This window comes from Streptomyces sp. NPDC021012 (genome assembly GCF_044333355.1).
Classification (GTDB): Bacteria; Actinomycetota; Actinomycetes; order Streptomycetales; family Streptomycetaceae; genus Streptomyces.
On sequence record NZ_JBIRQU010000002.1, the window covers coordinates 197,581 to 216,846 of the forward strand.

A 19,266-nucleotide genomic window follows, 5' to 3' on the forward strand; every position below is an offset into this window, starting at 1 on the left:
CACCGCGCCCGCGGTGCCGACTCCACGCTCCGCGGAGGGTCGGGCCGGCGCCGGACCCATTGACCTCCCTATGGGAGGCATTGGCTTCTTCATTGGAAACCTATGGGTTCCCTGCCTAGGGTCGAAGACATCGCCACACAGGCCCACCTTCCCTGGAGCTCACGCATGTCGAAGATCCTCTTCGTGATGACCGGTGTCGACCACTGGACGCTGGCCGACGGCACCAAGCACCCGACCGGCTTCTGGGCCGAGGAAGCGGTCGCCCCGTACCGGGCGTTCAAGGCCGCCGGCCACGAGGTCGTCGTCGCCACGCCGGGCGGGGTCGTCCCGACCGTCGACGCGGGCAGCCTCAGCCCCGAGGCCAACGGCGGCCAGGAAGGCGCGGACGAGGTCGCCGCGGCGCTCGCCTCCATCGACGAGATCAAGAACCCGGTCGACCTGAAGGACGTCCGTCTGGCCGACTACGACGCCGTCTTCTACCCGGGCGGCCACGGCCCCATGGAGGACCTGGCCGTCGACGCGACCTCCGGCAGGCTGCTCGTCGACACCCTGCGCTCGGGCAAGCCGCTGGGCGTCGTCTGCCACGCCCCGGCCGCGCTCCTCGCCGCCACGGACGCCGACGGTTCGAACGTCTTCGCCGGCCGCAAGGTCACCGCCTTCACCAACGCCGAGGAGACCCAGGCCGGTCTCGCCGGCAGGGCGAAGTGGCTCCTGGAGACCCGGCTCGTCGAGGCCGGACTCGACGTCCAGGTCGGCGAGCCGTGGGCGCCGCACGTGGTCGTGGACGGCAACCTGGTCACCGGCCAGAACCCGTCCTCCTCCGCCCCGCTCGCCGCGGAGCTCCTCAAGAAGCTGTCCTGACCCCGATCGGCCCGCCGCGCGCCCGTACGACCGGGCACGCGCGCGGGCCCGGCGGTCGGCCGCCCTTCCGTCGGGGCTGGACGCGGCCGTCCCCCACCACTAGCCTCCTCCTCACCTACTCACTTAGTTGACTAGTTGCGGAGATGCTCATGAAGTCCTTCCGTCAGGCCGTCGAGGCGAACGACCACGCGGCGATCGAGGCACTCCTCGCCGAGGACGTCGTCTTCACCAGCCCCGTCGCCTTCAAGCCCTATCCCGGCAAGGCGGTCACCGCGGCCGTCCTCCGCGCGGCCTCCCGCGTCTTCACCGACTTCCGCTACGTCCGGGCGACGACCGGCGAGGACGGCCGCGACCACGCCCTCGTCTTCGAGGCGCGGGTCGGCGACCGCGCGATCACCGGCTGCGACTTCCTCCACGTGAACGAGCAGGGCCTCATCGACGACTTCATGGTCATGGTCCGCCCCCTCTCCGCCGCACAGGCACTGGCCGAGGCGATGGGGGCCCAGTTCGACCGCATCGCCGCCGAAGCATCCGGAGCGGCACGGCCGGACGAGGCGTGACCAGCACGCGCGACCCCGCTCCCGGAGTCCCCTCACCGACGGGACCGGCATACGGCGGGGCAGGGCGGATCCGGCCTCAGGGGGTCCAGCCGGTGACCGCCCGGGTGTAGGCGTGGAGGGCGGCGATCACCTGGGTGCGGGAGCGGCGGCCGGCGAGGACCTCCATCTGGAAGCCGTCCTCCAGGGCGAGGAAGGTGGCCGCGAGCTGGAGCGGTGGGTCCTGGAGGGTGAAGTGGCCCTGGGCCTGGCCGAGCAGCAGGATGCCGTAGTAGATCGCGACCTGGCGCTCGGTCAGGGAGCTGTCGAGCGTGGCGGCCCTGACGTCGCGCAGGCAGCGCGGCCAGTACTCGAACAGCAGCCGTGTGAGCGTGTCGTCCGGTCCGGTCGCCACTCCCTTGTCGATGCAGGCGCGCAGCCGGTCCCGCGCGTCGGGGTGGGCCTCGACGGCTTCTTCGCGTTCACGCGCGAAGCGCTCGATGGCCCGCTGGTAGGTCTCGTGGACCAGGGAGTCCAGATCGCCGTAGTACAACAGCGCGGCCGGGGTGACGCCCGCCTCCTCCGCGACGTCCCGCAGCCGAAGCGATGCGAGCCCCCGCGTGAGCAGCGCCCGCTCCACCGCCCCGGCCAGTTCCGCCATGCGGGCTTCCTTGCCCTTGCCCCTGCCGCTCCCCACGAGCACCGCCTTCTCGATCGCCTTGCGAAGTATCACTCCATTAAAACAGCGTGATCCTTCTTTTGACAGCCTTGTGGAGCAGTTCTTAAATTCCGATTTAACAAGTTGGCCACCTCTCGGAAGAGAGCCCCGCTCATGCCCCTCCCCGCCCACCACACTCCCTCCGGCCGTCCCCGGGCGCGTGCCCTCGGCATCCCGCTCGACGGCACCCCCGGCCCCTGGAACGCGATCACGGACGTCCCCGGCGTCCAGGTCGGGCACGTCACCCTGATCGAGGGCGAAGGCGTCCGCACCGGCGTCACCGCCCTGCTGCCGAGAGGCCGTGACGGAGTCGGCACGCCCTGCGCGGCCGGCTGGTACTCGCTCAACGGCAACGGCGAGATGACCGGCACCACCTGGATCGAGGAGTCCGGCGGCTTCAACCTGCCGGTCGCGCTCACCAACACCCACGCCGTCGGCGCGGTCCACACCGGCGTGGACCAGTGGGTCGCCGAGAACCGCCCGCGGCTCGCCGCGCAGTGGATGCTCCCCGTGGTCGCCGAGACCTGGGACGGCTACCTCAACGACATCAACGGCCGCCACGTCCGCCCCGAACACGCCGTCGCCGCCCTCGACGCGGCCGCCTCCGGCCCCTTGGAGGAGGGCTCGGTCGGCGGCGGCACCGGCATGAACTGCTACGGCTTCAAGGGCGGTTCGGGAACCTCCTCGCGTACGGTCGCGTACGGGCCGGACACGTGGACCGTCGGCGCCCTCGTCCAGGCCAACTTCGGCGAGCGGCGCGAACTCGTCATCGCCGGAACGGCGGTGGGCCGCTCCCTGCTCGACGACAACCCGCTGGAAGACGACGGATGGTTCCAGCGGGACCTGGCCGGCGCACCCGGCCGCGCACCGGGCGGGGCGGGCTCCGTCATCGTCGTCCTCGGGACCGACGCGCCCCTGCTCCCCGGCCAGTGCAAGGCCCTCGCCCGCCGCGCCGCCCTCGGCCTGGGCCGCACCGGCACCAGCGGCGGCCACTTCTCCGGCGACATCTTCCTCGCCTTCTCCACCGCCAACGCCGGCGCCCTGAACAGCACCTTCCCCGAAGGCGAACCCACCGAGAAGGACTACGACCACCTCCGCTTCGTCCCCTGGGGCCGCATCGACCCCTTCTACGAAGCGGCCGTGCAGTGCGTCGAGGAAGCCGTCCTCAACGCCCTCGTCACCAACGAACCCATGACCGGCCGACAGGGACACCACACCCCCGCCCTCCCCCACGACCGCGTCCGCGCCCTCCTCGGTCTCGCCTGACACCAGAACACGGACCGGCCCCGGGCGTGCTGTCCAGCACGCCCGGGGCCGTCGGCCGTCGTGGACCGATCTCCACGTCACGTGGTCACACGTCGGCGAGCGCCACCCCGAGCAGTCCCTCCCGCAGGGCGATTCCCGCGGCCCGGACGCGGCCGGCGCGCCATCCGTAGGAACCCAGTTCGAGGTTCTCCGGCGAGTAGCCGTCGAAGGTCGGGCTGCGGTGGCGGTCGGTCCGAGACCGTCGAGGGCACCCGGGTCAACCTGTGGGACCGCAACGACCGCGCCGACCAGCACTGGATCCGCACCTGACCCGCCACAGCGCGCCCGCACCGTGAAGGGGAGCCGGGGCGGTCCCGGCTCCCCTTCGTCGTCGTCCGTCTCACCTGGGGGAGCGCTTCCGCGCCGGCGGCGGGGCGGTGCTCTTCCTGACGACGAGGCTGGTCGCGAGTTCCATGCGCGTCACCGAGGGCTCCCCGGCGCGGAGGCGGAGCAGCATCTGGACGGCTTCCTCGCCCATCTCCCGCAGCGGCTGGTGGACCGTGGTGAGGGGCGGGCTCGACCATCGCGCGATCATCACGTCGTCGTAGCCGACGACGGACAGGTCCTCGGGGACCCGCAGCCCGCACACCCGGGCCGCCTCCATGACGCCGAGCGCCTGCATGTCGCTCCCGGCGAAGATGGCGGTGGGCCGTTCCGGCGCCCGCAGCAGCTCCATGGCCCGCTCGTACCCGCCCTCGACGTGGAAGTCGCCGAACCGGACGAGGGCGGCGTCGTGGTCCAGGCCGGCCATGCTCAGGGCGGACCGGTAGCCGTCGAGCCGGGCCAGGGAGCACAGCATGTCCTCGGGGCCGGTGATGATGCCGATGCGGCGGTGGCCGAGGTCGACGAGGTGGCGGGTCGCGGCGACGCCGCCGGACCAGTTCGCGGAGCCGACGGAGGGCACGTCGGGTTCGGGGTCGCCCGCCGGGTCGACGATCACGAAGGGGATCGACCGCGCGTCGAGCTGCCGCTTGACGGCGTCGGGGAGGGAGGAGAACACCAGGACCACGCCGATCGGCCGGCGCTGCAGCACTCCTTCGATCCAGTCCGGCGCGGGGGCGTGGCGGGTGCCGCTCTCGGTGAGCACGACGCTCGCCTGGTGGGCCTTGGCGAGGTTCTCCACTCCGCGGATCAGCTCCATCGACCAGGCGCTGTCGAGCTCGTGGAAGACGAGTTCGACGAGAGGCGCCTCCCTGGCGACGCGAGTGGTGCGGCGGTACGCGTGCTCTTCGAGGAGCCGCTCCACCTTGACGCGCGTGGCGGGCGAGACGTCCTGCCGGCCGTTGAGGACTTTCGAAACTGTCGACAGTGAGACCCCGGCCTGCTGGGCCACCTCCGCCAGCGTGATTCGCCGGCTCTCCTCGCCATCTCGCATCTGAGCAGCATAAAGCACCACTCCACGCAGCGACATAGTCACGCTTTGATAACTCCACACCGGGGGGTTGACCGGTTCGCCACGCCCACCCTAGCGTCCGACGCCAGGAAGTTTCGAAGTCAGGATCGAAACTCTTTCGAAAGGTGGGGCGATGAAGCTGCACACAAGGCTCCTCAGAACCGCTGTCGTCGGTGGGGCGTCGCTGGCCATGGCCCTCTCCCTGGCGGCCTGCGGCGGCTCGGGGGCTTCCGCCGGCGGCTCGGACGAGATCCACGTCCTGGTGTACGGCGATGCCACCAACAAGGTGGAGAAGCAGCTCGTCGACACGTTCAACAAGACGTCGAAGGTCAAGGCGGTCCTCGACACCATCCCCGGCGCCGACTACCAGTCCAAGCTGCAGACGATCATCAGCGGCAAGCAGGCGCCGGACGTGTTCTTCAACTGGGGCGGCGGCAGCATCAAGCCCTTCGTCGACGCGGGCCTCCTCATGCCGCTCGACGACTTCATCGCCAAGGACCCCGGCCTCAAGTCCAACTTCCTGCCGTCGGTCTTCGACACCGCGGTCGTCGGCGGCAAGCCGTACGGCGTACCCATGCGCGGCACCCAGCCCGTCCTGCTGTTCAGCAACAAGAAGGTCCTGGCGGACGCCGGCGTCACCGCACCGCGCACCTGGGAGGAGCTCCTGGCCGCGGTCAAGACCCTCAAGGCCAAGGGCGTCACCCCCGTCGCCCTCGGCGGCGGCGACAAGTGGCCCACCCAGATGTGGTTCCAGTACGTCTACGACCGGGTGGCCGGACCCGAGCTCTTCCAGAAGGCGGTGAACGGGGACAAGAGCGTCTGGGCGAGCGCCGACAGCAAGAAGGCCCTCGGCCTGCTCAAGGAGCTGATCGACGCCGGCGCGTTCGGCACCAACTACGACTCGGTCAAGTTCACCGACGGCGGCTCCCCCGCCCTCCTCGCCACCGGCAAGGCCGCCTTCGAGCTCATGGGCTCCTGGGAGTACTCCACGCTCCAGGACGCCTATCCGGACTTCGTGAAGAGCGACCTCGGCTACGGCACCTTCCCGACCGTCGAGGGCGGCAAGGGCGCCCCGGGCAACCTCGCCGGCAACACCAACAACTACTACTCGGTCCTGAAGAACACCGAACACCCCGAGGCCGTGGCCGAGTTCCTGAAGCTCATGTACTCGGACGGGTTCGTCAAGGGCCAGCTGGGCATCGGCAACCTGCCCACCACCACCAACACCCCCGAGTTCCTGGCCGGCTCCGCCAGCCCCGCCTACTCGACGTACCAGTACGACCTGGTGAAGAAGGCCCCCCACTTCCAGCTCTCCTGGGACCAGGCCTATCCCCCGGCGGCCACCACCACCATCCACCAGGCCGTCCAGCAGTTCTTCAACGGCCAGACCGGCCCCGACGCCTTCATCGCCGCCATGCAGAGCCTGCCCGCGGCCTGATGCGCGGCCCGACCTCCGGAACGCCTGACATGACCACTGTCGCAGTCCCCACCGCGGACGGCACCGAGAAGAGCGTCCGGCGCGGGCGGTCCAGCCGCTCCGCGACCGGTGTGGGCCGCCCGGGCTTCGCCTGGGCGGCACCCGCCGCCGTCTTCTTCGGTCTCTTCGCCCTCGTCCCACTCGTCCTGGTCGTCGTCCTGTCCTTCACCCGCTGGAACGGCCTCGGCTCCCCGGAGTTCGCCGGCCTGGACAACTGGAGCCGGCTGCTCGACGACCCGGTGATGGTGAAGAGCCTCTGGCTGAGCCTGCTCCTCACCGCCCTCGGCGTCGTCGTCCAGACGCCGATCAGCATCCTGCTCGGCGTCTGGGCCGCCGGCCGGCAGCGCAACCGCGCCGTGCTCTCCGCGATCTACTTCGTCCCGCTCCTGCTGTCCATCACCGCCGTCTCCGTCCTGTGGCGCGCGGTGCTCGACCCCAACTTCGGGGTCCCCTCACAGGCGAAGTGGCTCTTCGGCGACGGCAACCTCTTCGGCACGCAGACCGGTGCCCTCGGCGTCCTCGTCTTCGTCAGCACCTGGCAGTTCACACCCCTGCACACGCTGATCTACCAGGGCGCCGCGCGGGCCGTCCCCGCGGTCCTCTACGAGGCCGCCCGGATCGACGGCGCCGGCACGGTCCGCCAGTTCTTCCACATCACGCTGCCGCAGCTGCGCAACACCGTCGTGACCTCGATGATCCTGATGGTGGTCGGCGGGCTCACGACCTTCGACACCATCCTGATCCTCACCCAGGGCGGTCCGGGCACCGACACCACCAACAGCGCCTACTACATGTACCAGAAGGCCTTCAAGAGCTTCGACTTCGGCTCCGCCTCCGCGATCGCGCTGCTCCTCGTCCTCGTCGCCACCCTCGTCTCCCTGGTCATGGTGCGCCTGACCGGCTACGACAGGATGCGCAGCACCATGGAGGGCGTGTGATGAAGACCCGTCCCAACGTCCTCGCCGGTTTCGGCTCGCTGATCTGGCTGTTCGTGGTCGGCCTGCCGCTGTACGCCATGCTGGTCGCCACCTTCCAGTCCCGTGCGGACTACGCGGCGAACGGCCCCCTCGCCCTCCCCGAGCGCTTCACCCTCGACAACTACGTCAACGACCTCGACAGCGGCTTCGCGCAGTACTTCCTCAACACGGTCGTCGTCACGGCCGCGGTCGTCGGCCTCGTCCTGCTCCTCGTACCGCCGCTCGCGTACGCCATCGTGCGCAACGACGGCAAGGCCACCGGCCGGGTCTTCCGGCTCTTCCTCCTCGGCCTCGCCATCCCGTCCCAGGCCGTGATCGTCCCGATGTTCTACCTGATCAACGAGGCCGGTCTCTACGACAACCTGCTCGGCGTCATCCTGCCGACCGCCGCCTTCGCCATGCCCGTCTGCGCCCTGATCCTCACCGGCGTCATGCGGGACATCACGCCCGAGCTGTACGAGGCCATGACCGTCGACGGGGCCTCCCCCTGGACGATCTTCCGCCGGCTCGTGCTGCCCCTGTCGAAGAGCGGTCTCTCCACCATCGTCGTGTTCTCCTCGCTCCAGGCCTGGAACGGCTTCCTGTTCCCGCTCGTGCTCACCCAGTCCTCGGAGAACAAGGTCATCACCATGGGCCTCTACGACTTCCAGACGGAACACGGCGTCGACATTCCCGGCCTCCTCGCGGCCGTCGTCCTGTCCATGCTCCCCATCCTGCTCGTCTATCTGTTCGCCCGTCGCGCCCTGGTCCAGGGTCTGATGGGGGTCGGAGGAAAGTGACCGACACCGTGGCCGCCAAGACCCAAGCCCCGTACCCCGCCTGGCGCGACCCCGCGCTGAGCGCGGAAGCCCGAGTCGACGCGCTGATGCGTGAGATGACCCTGGAGGAGAAGACCGCCCAGCTGTACGGCGTGTGGGTCGGCGCCTCCGACGAGGGCGCCGAAGTCGCCCCGCACCAGCACGACATGGAGGAGCCGGTCGACCTCGACGAGCTGCTGCCCGACGGTCTCGGCCAGCTCACCCGGCCCTTCGGGACCGTCCCCGTCGACCCCGCGCTCGGTGCCCTCTCCCTGATGCGGACACAGGCGCGGATCGCCGCCGCGAACCGCTTCGGCATCCCGGCCGTCGCCCACGAGGAGTGCCTCGCGGGCTTCGCGGCCTGGGGCGCCACCGCCCATCCCGTCCCGCTCTCCTGGGGAGCGACCTTCGACCCCGCGCTCGTACGGGAGATGGCCGCCGCCATCGGCCGCGACATGCGCGCGGTCGGTGTGCACCAGGGACTCGCCCCCGTTCTCGACGTCGTCCGCGACGCCCGCTGGGGGCGCGTCGAGGAGACCATCGGCGAGGACCCGTACCTCGTCGGGACGATCGCCACCGCCTATGTCCAGGGCCTCGAGTCCGCCGGCATCGTGGCCACGCTCAAGCACTTCGCCGGTTACTCCGCCTCCCGGGCCGGCCGCAACCTCGCCCCGGTCGGCATGGGCGCCAGAGAGCTGGCCGACGTGATCCTGCCGCCGTTCGAGATGGCGGTCCGGGAGAGCGGCGTCCGGTCGGTGATGCATGCCTACACCGACACCGACGGCGTTCCCTCGGCCGCCGACGACCGGCTGCTCACCGGACTCCTCCGGGACACCTGGGGCTTCACCGGAACCGTCGTGGCCGACTACTTCGGCATCGCGTTCCTGAAGACCCTGCACGGCGTCGCCGGCACGTTCGGCGAGGCGGCCGGGGCCGCCCTCGCCGCCGGCGTGGACGTGGAACTTCCCACCGTGAAGACCTTCGGCGCCCCGCTCCTGGACGCGGTCCGGCAGGGACACGTCCCCGAAGAGCTGGTGGACCGCGCGGTCCGGCGGGTCCTGCTGCAGAAGGTCCGTCTCGGGCTGCTCGACCCCGACTGGAGCCCGGTCCCCCCGGCCCTGCGCGGCGCCGACACCACGGCGGGCCCCGACCGCCTGCGGGGCACGCTCGACCTGGACCCGGCCGCCAACCGCGAGCTGGCGGGCCGCATCGCCGAACGGGCCGTCGTCCTGCTCCGCAACGACGGCACGCTGCCGCTCGACCCCCGGACCCCGCGCCGGATCGCCCTGATCGGCCCCAACTCCGAGGCCCCCACGGCAGTCCTGGGCTGCTACTCCTTCCCCGTCCACGTCGGCGGACAGCACCCCGACGTCCCCCCGGGCATCGACCTGCCCACCCTGTACGAGGCCCTCGTGGCGGAGTTCCCCGGCGCCGAGATCCTCATGGCGCGGGGAACGGGCATCGACGACGCCGGGACCGAGGGCTTCGCCGAGGCCCTGGCGCTCGCCCGCCGCGCCGACGTCGTCGTGGCGGCCCTCGGTGACCGCGCCGGGCTCTTCGGGCGGGGCACCAGCGGCGAGGGTTGCGACGCCGAGTCCCTCGTCCTCCCCGGGGCGCAGCAGCAGCTCCTCGACGCGCTCCTCGACACGGGGACACCGGTCGTGACGACCCTGCTGGCCGGCCGGCCCTACGCGCTCGGCCGCGCGGCCGACGAGTCCGCCGCGATCCTGCAGGCCTTCTTCCCCGGCGAGGCCGGGACCGCGGCCATCGCCTCGGTCCTCAGCGGGCGGACCGACCCGAGCGGCCGGCTGCCGGTCAGTGTGCCCCGCCACCCGGGCGCCCAGCCGTCCACGTACCTGGCCGCCCGGCTCGGCCACCGCAGCGAGGTCTCCAGCATCGACCCGACGCCGGCCTTCGGCTTCGGACACGGCCTCACCTACACCGCCTTCGCATGGAGCGACCTGGCCGTCGAGGCCACCGAGGTGCCCACGGACGGAGCCGTACGACTCGCCCTCACCGTCGCGAACACCGGCGACCGCCCCGGCACCGAACTCGTCCAGCTGTATCTGCACGACCCGGTGGCCTCCGTGGTCCAGCCCGTGCGGAGACTCATCGGATACGTACGCGTCGACCTGGCCCCCGGCGAGAGGAAGCGGGTCCACGCGGTCGTCCCCGCGGACCTCGCGTCCTTCACCGGCCGGACGGGGACGCGCGTCGTGGAGCCCGGCGAGCTGGAGCTGCGGCTCAGCGCCTCCAGCACGGACCCGCGGCTGACCGCCCGGGTGCGTCTCACCGGCCCGGTGCGGCAGGTGGACCACCGCCGGCGTCTGCATGCCGACTTCAAGGTCCTCCCGCAGGCCTCCGGCTGAACCGGAAGGCCCGCGCCGCGCCGGCACCGGTGAAACCTTCGAGGCCTCTCAGAGGCCCGGGACCGAGTTCGCGCCGATGGTCCTGGCGTACCAGCGGGCGCTGCGCTTCGGGGTGCGCAGTTGGGTCGCGTAGTCGACGTGGACGGCTCCGAAGCGCTTCTCGTAGCCGTACGCCCACTCGAAGTTGTCGAGGAGGGACCAGAGGAAGTAGCCGCGTACGTCGGCACCGTCCGCGAGGGCCCGGTGGACGGCGGCGAGGTGGCGGTGGAGGTAGTCGATCCGGTCGTGGTCGTGGATCTGGCCGTCCGCCGTGGGGATGTCGGGGAAGGCGGCGCCGTTCTCGGTGACCGCCAGGGGGAGGCCGGGGTGGGCGCGGGAGGTGGCCATGAGGAGGTCGTAGAGGCCGGTGGGGTCGATGGCCCAGCCCATGTCGGTGGTGTCGCCGGGCGGGAGGTGGAAGTTGACGTCCTCGGAGCCGGGCCACGGGGAGTGGTCGCTCGCGCCGTGGGCGTGGGCGACCGCCGCGGCTCCGGGGGCGGGGGCGGAGACGACGGCGGGGGTGTAGTAGTTGATGCCGAGGAGGTCGACGGGAGCGCCGATGGCGGCCTCGTCCCCCGGCCTGACGAGGGTGTTCCAGTCGACGACGTGGGCGGTGTCGGCGAGGAGGTCGGCCGGGTAGCCGCCGGAGAGCATCGGTCCGGTGAAGATCCGGTTGCCGACGGCGTCGATGCGGCGGGCCGCGTCGAGGTCGGCGGGATCCGTGGTGAGCGGGCGGACCTGGTGCAGGTTGAGGGAGACCGCGACCTGGCCGTGGGCGGGCAGTGCCGCGCGCAGGGCGGCGGTGGCGCGGCCGTGGCCGAGGTTGAGGTGGTGGGCGGCGCGCAGGGCGTGGGCGGGGTCGGTGCGGCCGGGGGCGTGGACGCCGGAGCCGTAGCCGAGGAAGGCCGAGCACCAGGGCTCGTTGAGGGTCGTCCACAGCGCGACCCGGTCGCCGAGGGCCTCGGCCGCCAGCGCGGCGTACTCGCCGAAGCGCTCGGCGGTCTCGCGTACGGTCCAGCCGCCCTCGTCTTCGAGCGCCTGGGGGAGGTCCCAGTGGTAGAGGGTGGCCACCGGCTGGATGCCGGCGTCGAGGAGTTCGTCGACGAGCCGGCGGTAGAAGTCGAGGCCGGCGGGGTTGGCGGGGCCCCGGCCGCCGGGCTGGACGCGGGGCCAGGACAGGGAGAAGCGGTAGGCCTGGATGCCGAGGTGGGACATCAGGGTGACGTCGGTCCGGTAGCGGTGGTAGTGGTCGCAGGCGAGGTCGCCGGTGTCGCCGTTCGCGACCTTGCCGGGGGTGTGGGAGAAGGTGTCCCAGATGGAGGGGGTGCGGCCGTCCTCGGCCACCGCGCCCTCGATCTGGTACGCGGCGGTGGCCGCGCCCCACAGGAAGCCGGGCGGGAAGTGCAGTCGCTCCACGGCGGCGGGGGCGGTGACGGGGGTTGCGGGCATGGCGGAGTCTCCCTTGGGCGGAGGCGGTCGGAGATGAGGAGGGGGAAGCGGGTCAGCCCTTGATGGCGCCCTGGGTGATGCCGCCGACGATGTGACGGCCGAAGAGGGCGAAGACCAGGAGCAGGGGCAGGGTGCCCATGAGCGCTCCGGCGGTGATGACGGACCAGTCGGTGGACCAGCCGGTGCCGAGGCCGGCGAGGGCGACCTGGACGGTGGGGTTGGTGGAGCCGTTCATGACGATGATCGGCCAGAGGAAGTCGTTCCACGACTGGACGAAGGTGAGCATGCCCAGGACCGCCATCGCCGGGCGGGCGACGGGGAAGACGACGTGCCAGATGACGCGCAGGGAGTTGGCGCCGTCGACGCGGGCGGCTTCCAGGAGTTCGGTGGGCAGTGCCTGCGAGAGGAACTGGCGCATGAAGAAGACGCCGAAGGCGGTGACCAGGACGGGCAGGATCAGCGCCCCGAGGTGGTTGCCCAGCCCCAGGTTCTTGGTGAGGATGAACAGCGGTACGACGCTGAGCTGCGCGGGCACGGCGAGGGTGGACAGGACCAGGCCGAGCAGGACCTTCTTCCCCCGGAAGCGGAGTTTGGCGAAGGCGAAGCCCGCGAGGACGGAGAAGGTCACCGTGCTGGTGGTCACGGCCCCGGCGACGAGCGTGGAGTTGAGCAGGGCGACGCCCATGCCGCGCCCGCCGGCGTTGTGCCACACGTAGCCGAGGTTGTCGAAGAGGTTGCCGCCGGGCACCATCGGCGGCGGGCTGGAGACGACGGCGTGGCTGTCGGTGGAGGCGGCGACCAGCGTCCAGTACAGCGGGAACAGCGAGGCCAGGGCCGCGAGTCCGAGGACGATGTGGGCGAGTCGCCCGGCCCGGTGCTGGCCACCGGCCCGGCCGGCTCGGGCGGACGGCCCCGCCGGTGCGTGGTGACGGCGGTCGGGGACGGATGCGGTGGTGGTCATGTCGTACTCCACGTCACTGGGAGGCGCGCAGGCGGCGGGTGATCAGCGCGTTGACGAGCCCGATGAGCAGCAGCAGGCCGAACATGGTCCAGGCGACCGCGCTGGCGCGCCCGAGCATGCTGGAGTGGAATCCCTGGTCGTACATGAGGATCCCGAGGGTCTCGTACTGGTGGTCGGTGCCGCCCTGGTGACCGCTCTGGCCGCCGAACAGGTAGGGCTCGCCGAAGAGCTGGGTGGCGCCGATGGTCGAGACGACGACCGTGAAGAGGATCGTGGGGCGCAGGGCGGGGATCGTGACGTGCACGAACTGCTGCCAGCGGTTGGCGCCGTCCAGGGCTGCGGCCTCGTACAGCTCTCGCGGTACGGCCTGCATGGCGGCGAGGTAGATGAGGGCGTTGTAGCCGGTCCAGCGCCAGGTGACGATGACGGAGATCGCGAACTGCGAACTCCAGCGGCCGGCCTCCCAGTGCACGGGCCCGGCGCCGAACAGTCCGAGGAACCAGTTGGCCATGCCGCCCTCGGGGCTGAAGATCAGGGCGAAGACGAGGGTGGCGGCGGCGACGGACGTCGCGTACGGGGCGAGGAGCGCCGTGCGCAGGAACCCGCGGGCGCGGAGCCGGTAGTTGAGCAGGTGGGCGAGGCCCAGTGCCATGAGGAGCTGGGGGACGGTGGACAGGACGCCGAGGGTGAAGGTGTTGAGGAGCGCGTTCCAGAAGTAGTGGCTGACCTGGCCGGTGAACAGGTCCGTGTAGTTGCCGAGGCCGATCCATTCGGCGCGGTCCACGTTGTACAGGCTCACCCGGTGGAAGGAGAGCCAGCCGGTGTAGAGCAGCGGGAAGAGACCGAAGGCGGCGAAGACGAGGAAGAAGGGCGCGACGAGGGCGTACGGCGTGCCTTTGGTGTCCCAGCGGTGCAGGCGGCTGCGCCAGGCCGAGGGTCCGGCGGGGCGGGCCGGGGGCGGCTGGGTGTCCTGGCGGTCTGCGGGGCCGGTGCGGCTGGATGCGGTCGTGGAGGCCACGGGCGGGTTCCTTCGGTGGTCACGGCCGGTCGCGTCGGTACGGGGGAAGGGGCGGCCGGCCCCCCGGTGACCGGCCGCCTCTTCTCCTCCGCGAGCGACGGCCGGGGAGGGGTGGGAAGGGTTACTGGACGGTGCTGTCGATCTGGCGGACGGTGGAGTTCCAGGCCTCTTCCGGGCTCTTGCCGTTCTGCTCCATGAGCTGGACGCCGGTGCCGAACGCGCCGGTCAGGTCCTGGGCGTGCGGTCCGGTCTCGGCGGGCCGGATGGCCTTGGCGGCGGTGGAGAAGATCTGGCCGGTGGCGGCGTCGGGGCCGATGTAGGCGTTCTTGTAGTCGACGACGCCGGGCAGGCCGTAGGCGGCCTGGTTGGCGGGGATGTTGCCGACCTTCCGGAAGACCTTCGCCTGCTGCTCGGGTGCGGTGAGCCAGGCCACGAGCTTCTTGGCCTCGTCGACGTGCTTGCCGGAGGCGGGCACGGCCAGGAAGGAGCCGCCCCAGTTGCCGGCGGCCGGGGGCTGGGCGATGTTCCACTTGCCCTTGTTGGCGGGGCCGGAGAACTGCTGGATGTTGGCCTGCTGCCAGGAGGGGCAGACGGTGGTGGCGAAGGTGGACTTGGAGAAGGCGGTCTGCCAGGGGGTGTCGAACATCTTCAGGCCCTGGGTGGTCCTGCCCTGGACGGCCTTGACGGCCAGGTCCCAGGCGGTCCTGACGCCGGCCGAGTCCTTGTAGGCGAGCTTGCCGTCCTTGTAGTACTGGACGGGGCTGCTGGAGACGACGGCGTTGAACAGTCCGCTGGCGCTGTCCATGAAGAAGGTGCCCTTGGGCGCCTTGGCCTGGTACCGCTTGCCCGCCTCGACGTACTTCGCCCAGTCGCCCGCCCACAGCTTGCCGACCGAGGCGGGGTCGGAGGGCAGGCCCGCGGCCTTGAACAGGTCCTGGCGGTAGCAGATGGCCATCGGGCCCACGTCGGTGCCGAGGCCGATCGTCCTGCCGTCGGCGGTGGTGGCCTGCTCCCACTTCCAGGGCAGGTAGTCCTTCTTGTCGACGCCGGGGGCGTCGGACAGGTCGGCGAAGGCGCCGGCGAGTTCCTCGGAGGTGGCCAGGGCTATGCGGCCGACTTCGAGGGCCTGGACGTCGTCGAGGCCGCCGCCGGAGAGCCGGGTCTGCAGGGCGGTCCAGTAGTTGCCCTCGACGGTCGTCGGGTTCTCCTTGATGGTGATCCCGGGGTGCTGCTTCATGTACGCGTCGTACAGACCGGCCTCCTTGTACCCGAAGGTCCCGAAGGTGCCGACGGTCAGGGTGATGTTCCCGTCGGCGGAGACGGAGTCGCCGCCGGAGGACGAGCAGCCGGTGAGGGCGAGCGTCAGGGCCGTGGCCGCCGAGAGGAGGACGGCGGGGCGGAGGACGGTGGAGCGGATGCGGACACGCGGCACGGACGAGCGGGACATGGCATCTCCTCGATGCGTTGAGGGGGGTGAGGGGGGAGGGGTGCGGCACGGCCTCGCCTCGACGGCGGTCGGCGCGGGGGGGGGTGCGGGGGCGGCCTTCGCAGGCCCGGGGAGAACGCGCTCCGCGGGCTTCCTCCCGGACTGGGAGCGCTCCCAAAAGGTGGCGACCGGAACCCTGCCGCCCCTTCGGCGGCCTGTCAAGGCCGGTGATCAGGGGGCGGCCGGGCGCTTCTCGCGGTGGTGCCCGTCAGGCGCTGGCGCGGGTGACCAGGCGCGTGGGCAGGATCAGCGGGGTGGGGTCCTGTCCGTTGATGAGCGCGACGAGCATGCGCGCCATCTCCCGTCCGAGACCCTCTATGGGTTGGTGCACCGTGGTCAGCGGCGGGTCGGCCATCCGGGCCACGGCCAGGTCGTCGAAACCGACCACGGCGATGTCACCGGGCACCGGCCGGCCGGCCTCGCGCAGCGCGCGCAGCGCGCCGACGGCCATGTTGTCGCTGGCGGCGAACACCCCGTCCACATCAGGGCGGTTCACCAGCAGGGCGGCCATGGCGTCGGCCCCGCTGCACTCGGTGAAGTCGCCGGCTTCCGGCGGGTACGGTTCGAGGCCCGCCGCCAGCATGGCGTCCTGGTATCCGCGGTACCGGGCGCGCCCGACCTCGGTGTCCAGGCGTCCGCAGATCGTGGCCACGCGGGTCCGGCCGGCGGAGATCAGGTGCTCGGTCGCCGCGCGCGCTCCGCCGACGTTGTCGACGTCCACGTACCATCGGGGGTCTAAACCGACCGGGCGCCCGCCGAACACGACGGGCATCTCCGCCTCCTGGGCCATGCGGGCCAGTGGATCGTCCTCGCGCAGCGCCATCAGCATCACGCCGTCGGCCCCCTTGGACCGCAGGAGCTGCTCCACCCGCCTGCGCCCCCGTTCGGAGGCGGCCAGGCACAGCATCAGGTGCAGGTCGGCGTCCTCCAGGGCGGCCGAGGCCCCCACGATCACCTGGGCGAAGAACGGATCCGCGAAGATCGACGGATCCTCCCCCGAGACGACCAGGGCGGCCGCACCGGTCTGACGGGTCGCCAGCGCGCGTGCGGTCGGGTTCGGTACGTAGCCGAGCCGGTGGACGGCCCGTTCGACGGCCTCGCGTTTGGCGCGGCTGACGTGCGGGGCGTTGTTGAGCACCCGCGAGGCCACCGACCGCGAGACGCCGGCCAGTTCGGCCACCTCGTCGAGCGTCGACTGACGGCGTGGCACACCTTCGGCCATGAGCTGCCTTCCTGTCACGGGCTGAACGCACGGAAGTCTGGGAGCGCTTCCAGTTCCAGGACTGTAAAGCTTTCTTTCCGCCATGTGAAGTGCAAGTTAAACGGGACCACTTGACAGGCTGAACAGGGCATCACACGATACCGGCCACAACCCCAAGCGTACGGAGTGTGTACTGGGACCGCTTCCAGTGGGAGCGCTTCCAATCACTCCACAGGTCCGAGGTCCCCGTGCGCCGCCCGCTCCGGACGAGAGCGGGCGGCGCGTCCGCCGTCAGGAAACCGAGGTACAGCCATGCGCCGCCGAATCCGCACCCTCGTGGCAGCCCTTTCCGCACTGCCGTTGGCGCTCGCCGTCGCGCCGTCCGCCCACGCGGCGGATCCGACCGGCATGACCAGCGGGTTCTATGTGGACCCCAACTCCAGCGCGAAGCAGTGGGTCGCCGCCAACCCCGGTGACGGCCGGGCGTCCGCGATCAACGCGTCCCTCGCGAACACCCCCATGGCCCACTGGTTCGGCTCCTGGAGCGGCACCATCGGCACCGCCACCGGCTCGTACGTGGGGGCGGCGGACTACGCGGACAAGCTGCCGGTCCTCGTCGCGTACAACATCTACCACCGCGACTACTGCGGCGGGCAGTCCGGAGGCGGCGCCTCCTCCCCGTCCGCGTACGCGAGCTGGATCGCGCAGTTCGCCGGCGGGATCGCGGGCCGTCCGGCCGTCGTCGTCCTCGAACCGGACTCCCTCGCGGACTACGGCTGCATGAACCAGACGCAGATCAGCGAACGCCAGGGCATGATCAGCGGGGCCGTCACCGAGTTCAACCGCCAGGCGCCCAACACCTGGGTCTACCTCGACGCCGGCAACCCCGGCTGGGTGAGTCCGGCGACGATGGCCCAGCGCCTCCACGAAGCCGGCCTCCAGCGGGCCCACGGCTTCTCCCTCAACATCTCCAACTACTACACCACCGCGCAGAACACCGCGTACGGCAACTCCGTCAACGGCGAACTGGCCGCCCGCTACGGCTACACCAAGCCGTTCGTCGTCGACACCAGCCGGAACGGCAACGGCGCCAACGGCGAGTGGTGCAACGCGGCGGGCCGCCGCATCGGCACCCCCACCCAGCTGGGAGGCGGAGCCGAGATGCTGCTGTGGATCAAGGCCCCGGGCGAGTCCGACGGCAACTGCGGCGTCGGAACGGGATCCACGGCCGGACAGTTCCTCCCCGAGGTCGCCTACAAGATGATCTACGGCTACTGAGCTCGGACTCCTGTGGCCCGGTACCTCCCCGCCCCGCGACCGGGCCACAGGCACCACCCACCCGCCCGTCCCCCGTCCTTTCGACCGTCCTTTCGACCAGGAGCATCATGAAGCCATTCAGCCTGCGGCGCCGCGCGACCGCAGCCCTCGCGGCGCTCGTGGCCTGTGCCGCCCTCACCGCGACGCAGGGGCAGGCGCAGGCCGCCCCCGCCGGCGGCGGGATCGCCCCCACCACGAGGTTCTACGTGGACCCGCACAGCAAGGCCGCCAAGCAGGCGCTCGCCGACCTCGGGAACGGCGACTTCGCGAACGCCGTGAACATGGCCAGGCTCGCCAGCTGGCCGCAGGCCGAGTGGTTCACCGAGGGCACGCCCGACCAGGTACGGCTCAAGGTCAAGGGTCTCGTCCGCGAGGCCCGCGCGGTGAACCGGACCCCCGTCCTGGTCGCCTACAACGTGCCGGGCCGGGACTGCTCCCAGTACTCCAGCGGCGGGGCCGCCTCCTCCGCCGCCTACCGGCAGTGGATCGACGCCTTCGCCGCCGGCATCGGCGACGGCAAGGCGGTCGTGGTGGTCGAGCCCGACGGCCTGGCCCTCCTCCCCCGGGACTGCGGGCCGACCGTGGACCCGACCGGCGAACTCACGGCGGCCCGCGTCGCCGATCTCGCTTACGCGGTCAGGACTCTCAAGTCCAAGACCCGGAGCGCGGTCTACCTGGACGCGGGCAACGTCCTGTGGCGGCCCGTCGGCGACATGGCCCGGCGGCTCCTCGACGCCGGCGTCGAGTACGGCGACGGCTTCTCCCTGAACGTGTCCAACACCCACCCCACCGAGCACAACGCCAGGTACGGCACCTGGATAGCGAAGTGCATGTGGTACGCCACCGAGGGCCCCGAGGCGGCGCGCGGCCACACCGACTGGTGCGCCACGCAGTACTACTCCTCCGCCGCGCCCAACGACGGCACCCCCGGCAACGCCGTCGACTCCGCCGATCCCTCCACCTGGCGCTGGACCGACGCCTGGTTCGACCGGAACGCGGGCACCCCGTCCGCCGACGCTCTGCACCACTTCGTCATCGACACCAGCCGCAACGGTCTGGGGGCCTGGGCCCCGGAGCCCGGCAAGTACAGCGGGGACCCGGAGATCTGGTGCAACGCGCCCGGCCGAGGCCTCGGTCCGCGCCCCACCGCCGACACCGGCGTCCCGCTCGTCGACGCCTACCTGTGGATCAAGATCCCCGGCGAGTCCGACGGCAGCTGCACCCGCAACACCGGCGGCACGATCGATCCCGAGTACGGCATCGTCGACCCGCCCGCCGGCACCTGGTGGCCGGAGCAGGCCCACTCGCTCGCCCGCAACGCGGCGCCGCGGTTGACGTTCAACCGCTGACGTTCGACCGCTG

Annotated in this window: 16 protein-coding genes; 9 read left to right on the forward strand and 7 right to left on the reverse strand. The window is 71.4% G+C overall.

The window, feature by feature from the left end; genetic code table 11:
• The first annotated feature begins 165 nt into the window (after positions 1-165).
• Both ACH4TP_RS06220 and ACH4TP_RS06225 read left to right on the forward strand, forming a co-directional pair.
• On the forward strand, positions 166-861 hold the full coding sequence (locus ACH4TP_RS06220; RefSeq protein ID WP_398436043.1) for a type 1 glutamine amidotransferase domain-containing protein: 696 nt from the start codon (positions 166-168) through the stop codon (positions 859-861).
• Positions 862-1,010: 149 nt separating this feature from the next.
• A complete protein-coding gene (locus tag ACH4TP_RS06225; protein ID WP_398436045.1) occupies positions 1,011-1,421 on the forward strand; it encodes a nuclear transport factor 2 family protein in 411 nt (136 codons plus the stop codon).
• A 76-nt stretch (positions 1,422-1,497) separates the two neighbouring features.
• Here ACH4TP_RS06225 and ACH4TP_RS06230 read toward each other — a convergent pair whose 3' ends face one another.
• On the reverse strand, positions 1,498-2,130 hold the full coding sequence (locus ACH4TP_RS06230) for a TetR/AcrR family transcriptional regulator (RefSeq protein ID WP_398436046.1): 633 nt from the start codon (positions 2,128-2,130) through the stop codon (positions 1,498-1,500).
• A 99-nt stretch (positions 2,131-2,229) separates the two neighbouring features.
• Here ACH4TP_RS06230 and ACH4TP_RS06235 point away from each other — a divergent pair, with 99 nt between their 5' ends.
• Entirely contained in the window at positions 2,230-3,381 is a 1,152-nt protein-coding gene (locus ACH4TP_RS06235; RefSeq protein WP_398436048.1) for a P1 family peptidase, read from the forward strand.
• A gap of 379 nt (positions 3,382-3,760) precedes the next feature.
• Here the strand turns inward: ACH4TP_RS06235 and ACH4TP_RS06240 are convergent, their stop codons facing one another.
• Positions 3,761-4,795 (reverse strand): LacI family DNA-binding transcriptional regulator, encoded by a 1,035-nt coding sequence (locus tag ACH4TP_RS06240; RefSeq protein WP_398180044.1) that lies wholly within the window; start codon positions 4,793-4,795, stop codon positions 3,761-3,763.
• 151 nt (positions 4,796-4,946) lie between these two features.
• Between ACH4TP_RS06240 and ACH4TP_RS06245 the strand changes: the two genes are divergently transcribed.
• Genes ACH4TP_RS06245 through ACH4TP_RS06260 form a run of 4 tightly spaced genes read left to right on the forward strand, consistent with a single transcriptional unit; the run spans position 4,947 to position 10,433 of the window.
• A complete protein-coding gene (locus ACH4TP_RS06245; RefSeq protein ID WP_398180041.1) occupies positions 4,947-6,251 on the forward strand; it encodes an ABC transporter substrate-binding protein in 1,305 nt (434 codons plus the stop codon).
• Between the two features lie 29 nt (positions 6,252-6,280).
• Complete coding sequence (locus tag ACH4TP_RS06250) at positions 6,281-7,228, forward strand: carbohydrate ABC transporter permease (RefSeq protein WP_398436050.1); 948 nt, start codon at positions 6,281-6,283, stop codon at positions 7,226-7,228.
• Positions 7,228-8,046 (forward strand): carbohydrate ABC transporter permease, encoded by an 819-nt coding sequence (locus tag ACH4TP_RS06255; protein ID WP_389234313.1) that lies wholly within the window; start codon positions 7,228-7,230, stop codon positions 8,044-8,046. The genes ACH4TP_RS06250 and ACH4TP_RS06255 overlap by 1 nt, the downstream gene beginning before the upstream one ends.
• Positions 8,043-10,433 (forward strand): beta-glucosidase, encoded by a 2,391-nt coding sequence (locus tag ACH4TP_RS06260; RefSeq protein ID WP_398436052.1) that lies wholly within the window; start codon positions 8,043-8,045, stop codon positions 10,431-10,433. The genes ACH4TP_RS06255 and ACH4TP_RS06260 overlap by 4 nt, the downstream gene beginning before the upstream one ends.
• A 48-nt stretch (positions 10,434-10,481) precedes the next feature.
• Here the strand turns inward: ACH4TP_RS06260 and ACH4TP_RS06265 are convergent, their stop codons facing one another.
• The 5 genes from ACH4TP_RS06265 to ACH4TP_RS06285 form a co-directional block, all read right to left on the reverse strand.
• Positions 10,482-11,921 carry a GH1 family beta-glucosidase gene (locus ACH4TP_RS06265; protein WP_398180029.1) on the reverse strand — a complete coding sequence of 480 codons (1,440 nt, stop codon included), beginning with the start codon at positions 11,919-11,921 and terminating at the stop codon, positions 10,482-10,484.
• 52 nt (positions 11,922-11,973) lie between these two features.
• Positions 11,974-12,882, reverse strand: a complete 909-nt coding sequence (locus tag ACH4TP_RS06270; protein ID WP_398436054.1) for a carbohydrate ABC transporter permease — start codon at positions 12,880-12,882, stop codon at positions 11,974-11,976.
• A gap of 13 nt (positions 12,883-12,895) precedes the next feature.
• On the reverse strand, positions 12,896-13,900 hold the full coding sequence (locus tag ACH4TP_RS06275; protein WP_398436056.1) for a carbohydrate ABC transporter permease: 1,005 nt from the start codon (positions 13,898-13,900) through the stop codon (positions 12,896-12,898).
• 121 nt (positions 13,901-14,021) lie between these two features.
• A complete protein-coding gene (locus ACH4TP_RS06280; protein WP_398180020.1) occupies positions 14,022-15,347 on the reverse strand; it encodes an extracellular solute-binding protein in 1,326 nt (441 codons plus the stop codon).
• Between the two features lie 247 nt (positions 15,348-15,594).
• A complete protein-coding gene (locus ACH4TP_RS06285) occupies positions 15,595-16,608 on the reverse strand; it encodes a LacI family DNA-binding transcriptional regulator (protein ID WP_398436058.1) in 1,014 nt (337 codons plus the stop codon).
• Positions 16,609-16,899: 291 nt separating this feature from the next.
• Between ACH4TP_RS06285 and ACH4TP_RS06290 the strand changes: the two genes are divergently transcribed.
• Complete coding sequence (locus ACH4TP_RS06290; RefSeq protein ID WP_398436060.1) at positions 16,900-17,865, forward strand: glycoside hydrolase family 6 protein; 966 nt, start codon at positions 16,900-16,902, stop codon at positions 17,863-17,865.
• Between the two features lie 107 nt (positions 17,866-17,972).
• Positions 17,973-19,253 (forward strand): glycoside hydrolase family 6 protein, encoded by a 1,281-nt coding sequence (locus tag ACH4TP_RS06295; protein ID WP_398436062.1) that lies wholly within the window; start codon positions 17,973-17,975, stop codon positions 19,251-19,253.
• Positions 19,254-19,266 lie beyond the last annotated feature (13 nt).

Bases quoted from the DNA above. Each gene is read 5' to 3' on its own strand.
- ACH4TP_RS06245 (WP_398180041.1), top strand. From the start codon at position 4,947: ATGAAGCTGCACACAAGGCTCCTCAGAACCGCTGTCGTCGGTGGGGCG.
- ACH4TP_RS06225 (WP_398436045.1), top strand. From the start codon at position 1,011: ATGAAGTCCTTCCGTCAGGCCGTCGAGGCGAACGACCACGCGGCGATC.
- ACH4TP_RS06285 (WP_398436058.1), bottom strand. From the start codon at position 16,608: ATGGCCGAAGGTGTGCCACGCCGTCAGTCGACGCTCGACGAGGTGGCC.
- ACH4TP_RS06270 (WP_398436054.1), bottom strand. From the start codon at position 12,882: ATGACCACCACCGCATCCGTCCCCGACCGCCGTCACCACGCACCGGCG.
- ACH4TP_RS06240 (WP_398180044.1), bottom strand. From the start codon at position 4,795: ATGCGAGATGGCGAGGAGAGCCGGCGAATCACGCTGGCGGAGGTGGCC.
- ACH4TP_RS06280 (WP_398180020.1), bottom strand. From the start codon at position 15,347: ATGTCCCGCTCGTCCGTGCCGCGTGTCCGCATCCGCTCCACCGTCCTC.
- ACH4TP_RS06250 (WP_398436050.1), top strand. From the start codon at position 6,281: ATGACCACTGTCGCAGTCCCCACCGCGGACGGCACCGAGAAGAGCGTC.
- ACH4TP_RS06290 (WP_398436060.1), top strand. From the start codon at position 16,900: ATGCGCCGCCGAATCCGCACCCTCGTGGCAGCCCTTTCCGCACTGCCG.
- ACH4TP_RS06295 (WP_398436062.1), top strand. From the start codon at position 17,973: ATGAAGCCATTCAGCCTGCGGCGCCGCGCGACCGCAGCCCTCGCGGCG.
- ACH4TP_RS06255 (WP_389234313.1), top strand. From the start codon at position 7,228: ATGAAGACCCGTCCCAACGTCCTCGCCGGTTTCGGCTCGCTGATCTGG.
- ACH4TP_RS06265 (WP_398180029.1), bottom strand. From the start codon at position 11,921: ATGCCCGCAACCCCCGTCACCGCCCCCGCCGCCGTGGAGCGACTGCAC.
- ACH4TP_RS06220 (WP_398436043.1), top strand. From the start codon at position 166: ATGTCGAAGATCCTCTTCGTGATGACCGGTGTCGACCACTGGACGCTG.
- ACH4TP_RS06235 (WP_398436048.1), top strand. From the start codon at position 2,230: ATGCCCCTCCCCGCCCACCACACTCCCTCCGGCCGTCCCCGGGCGCGT.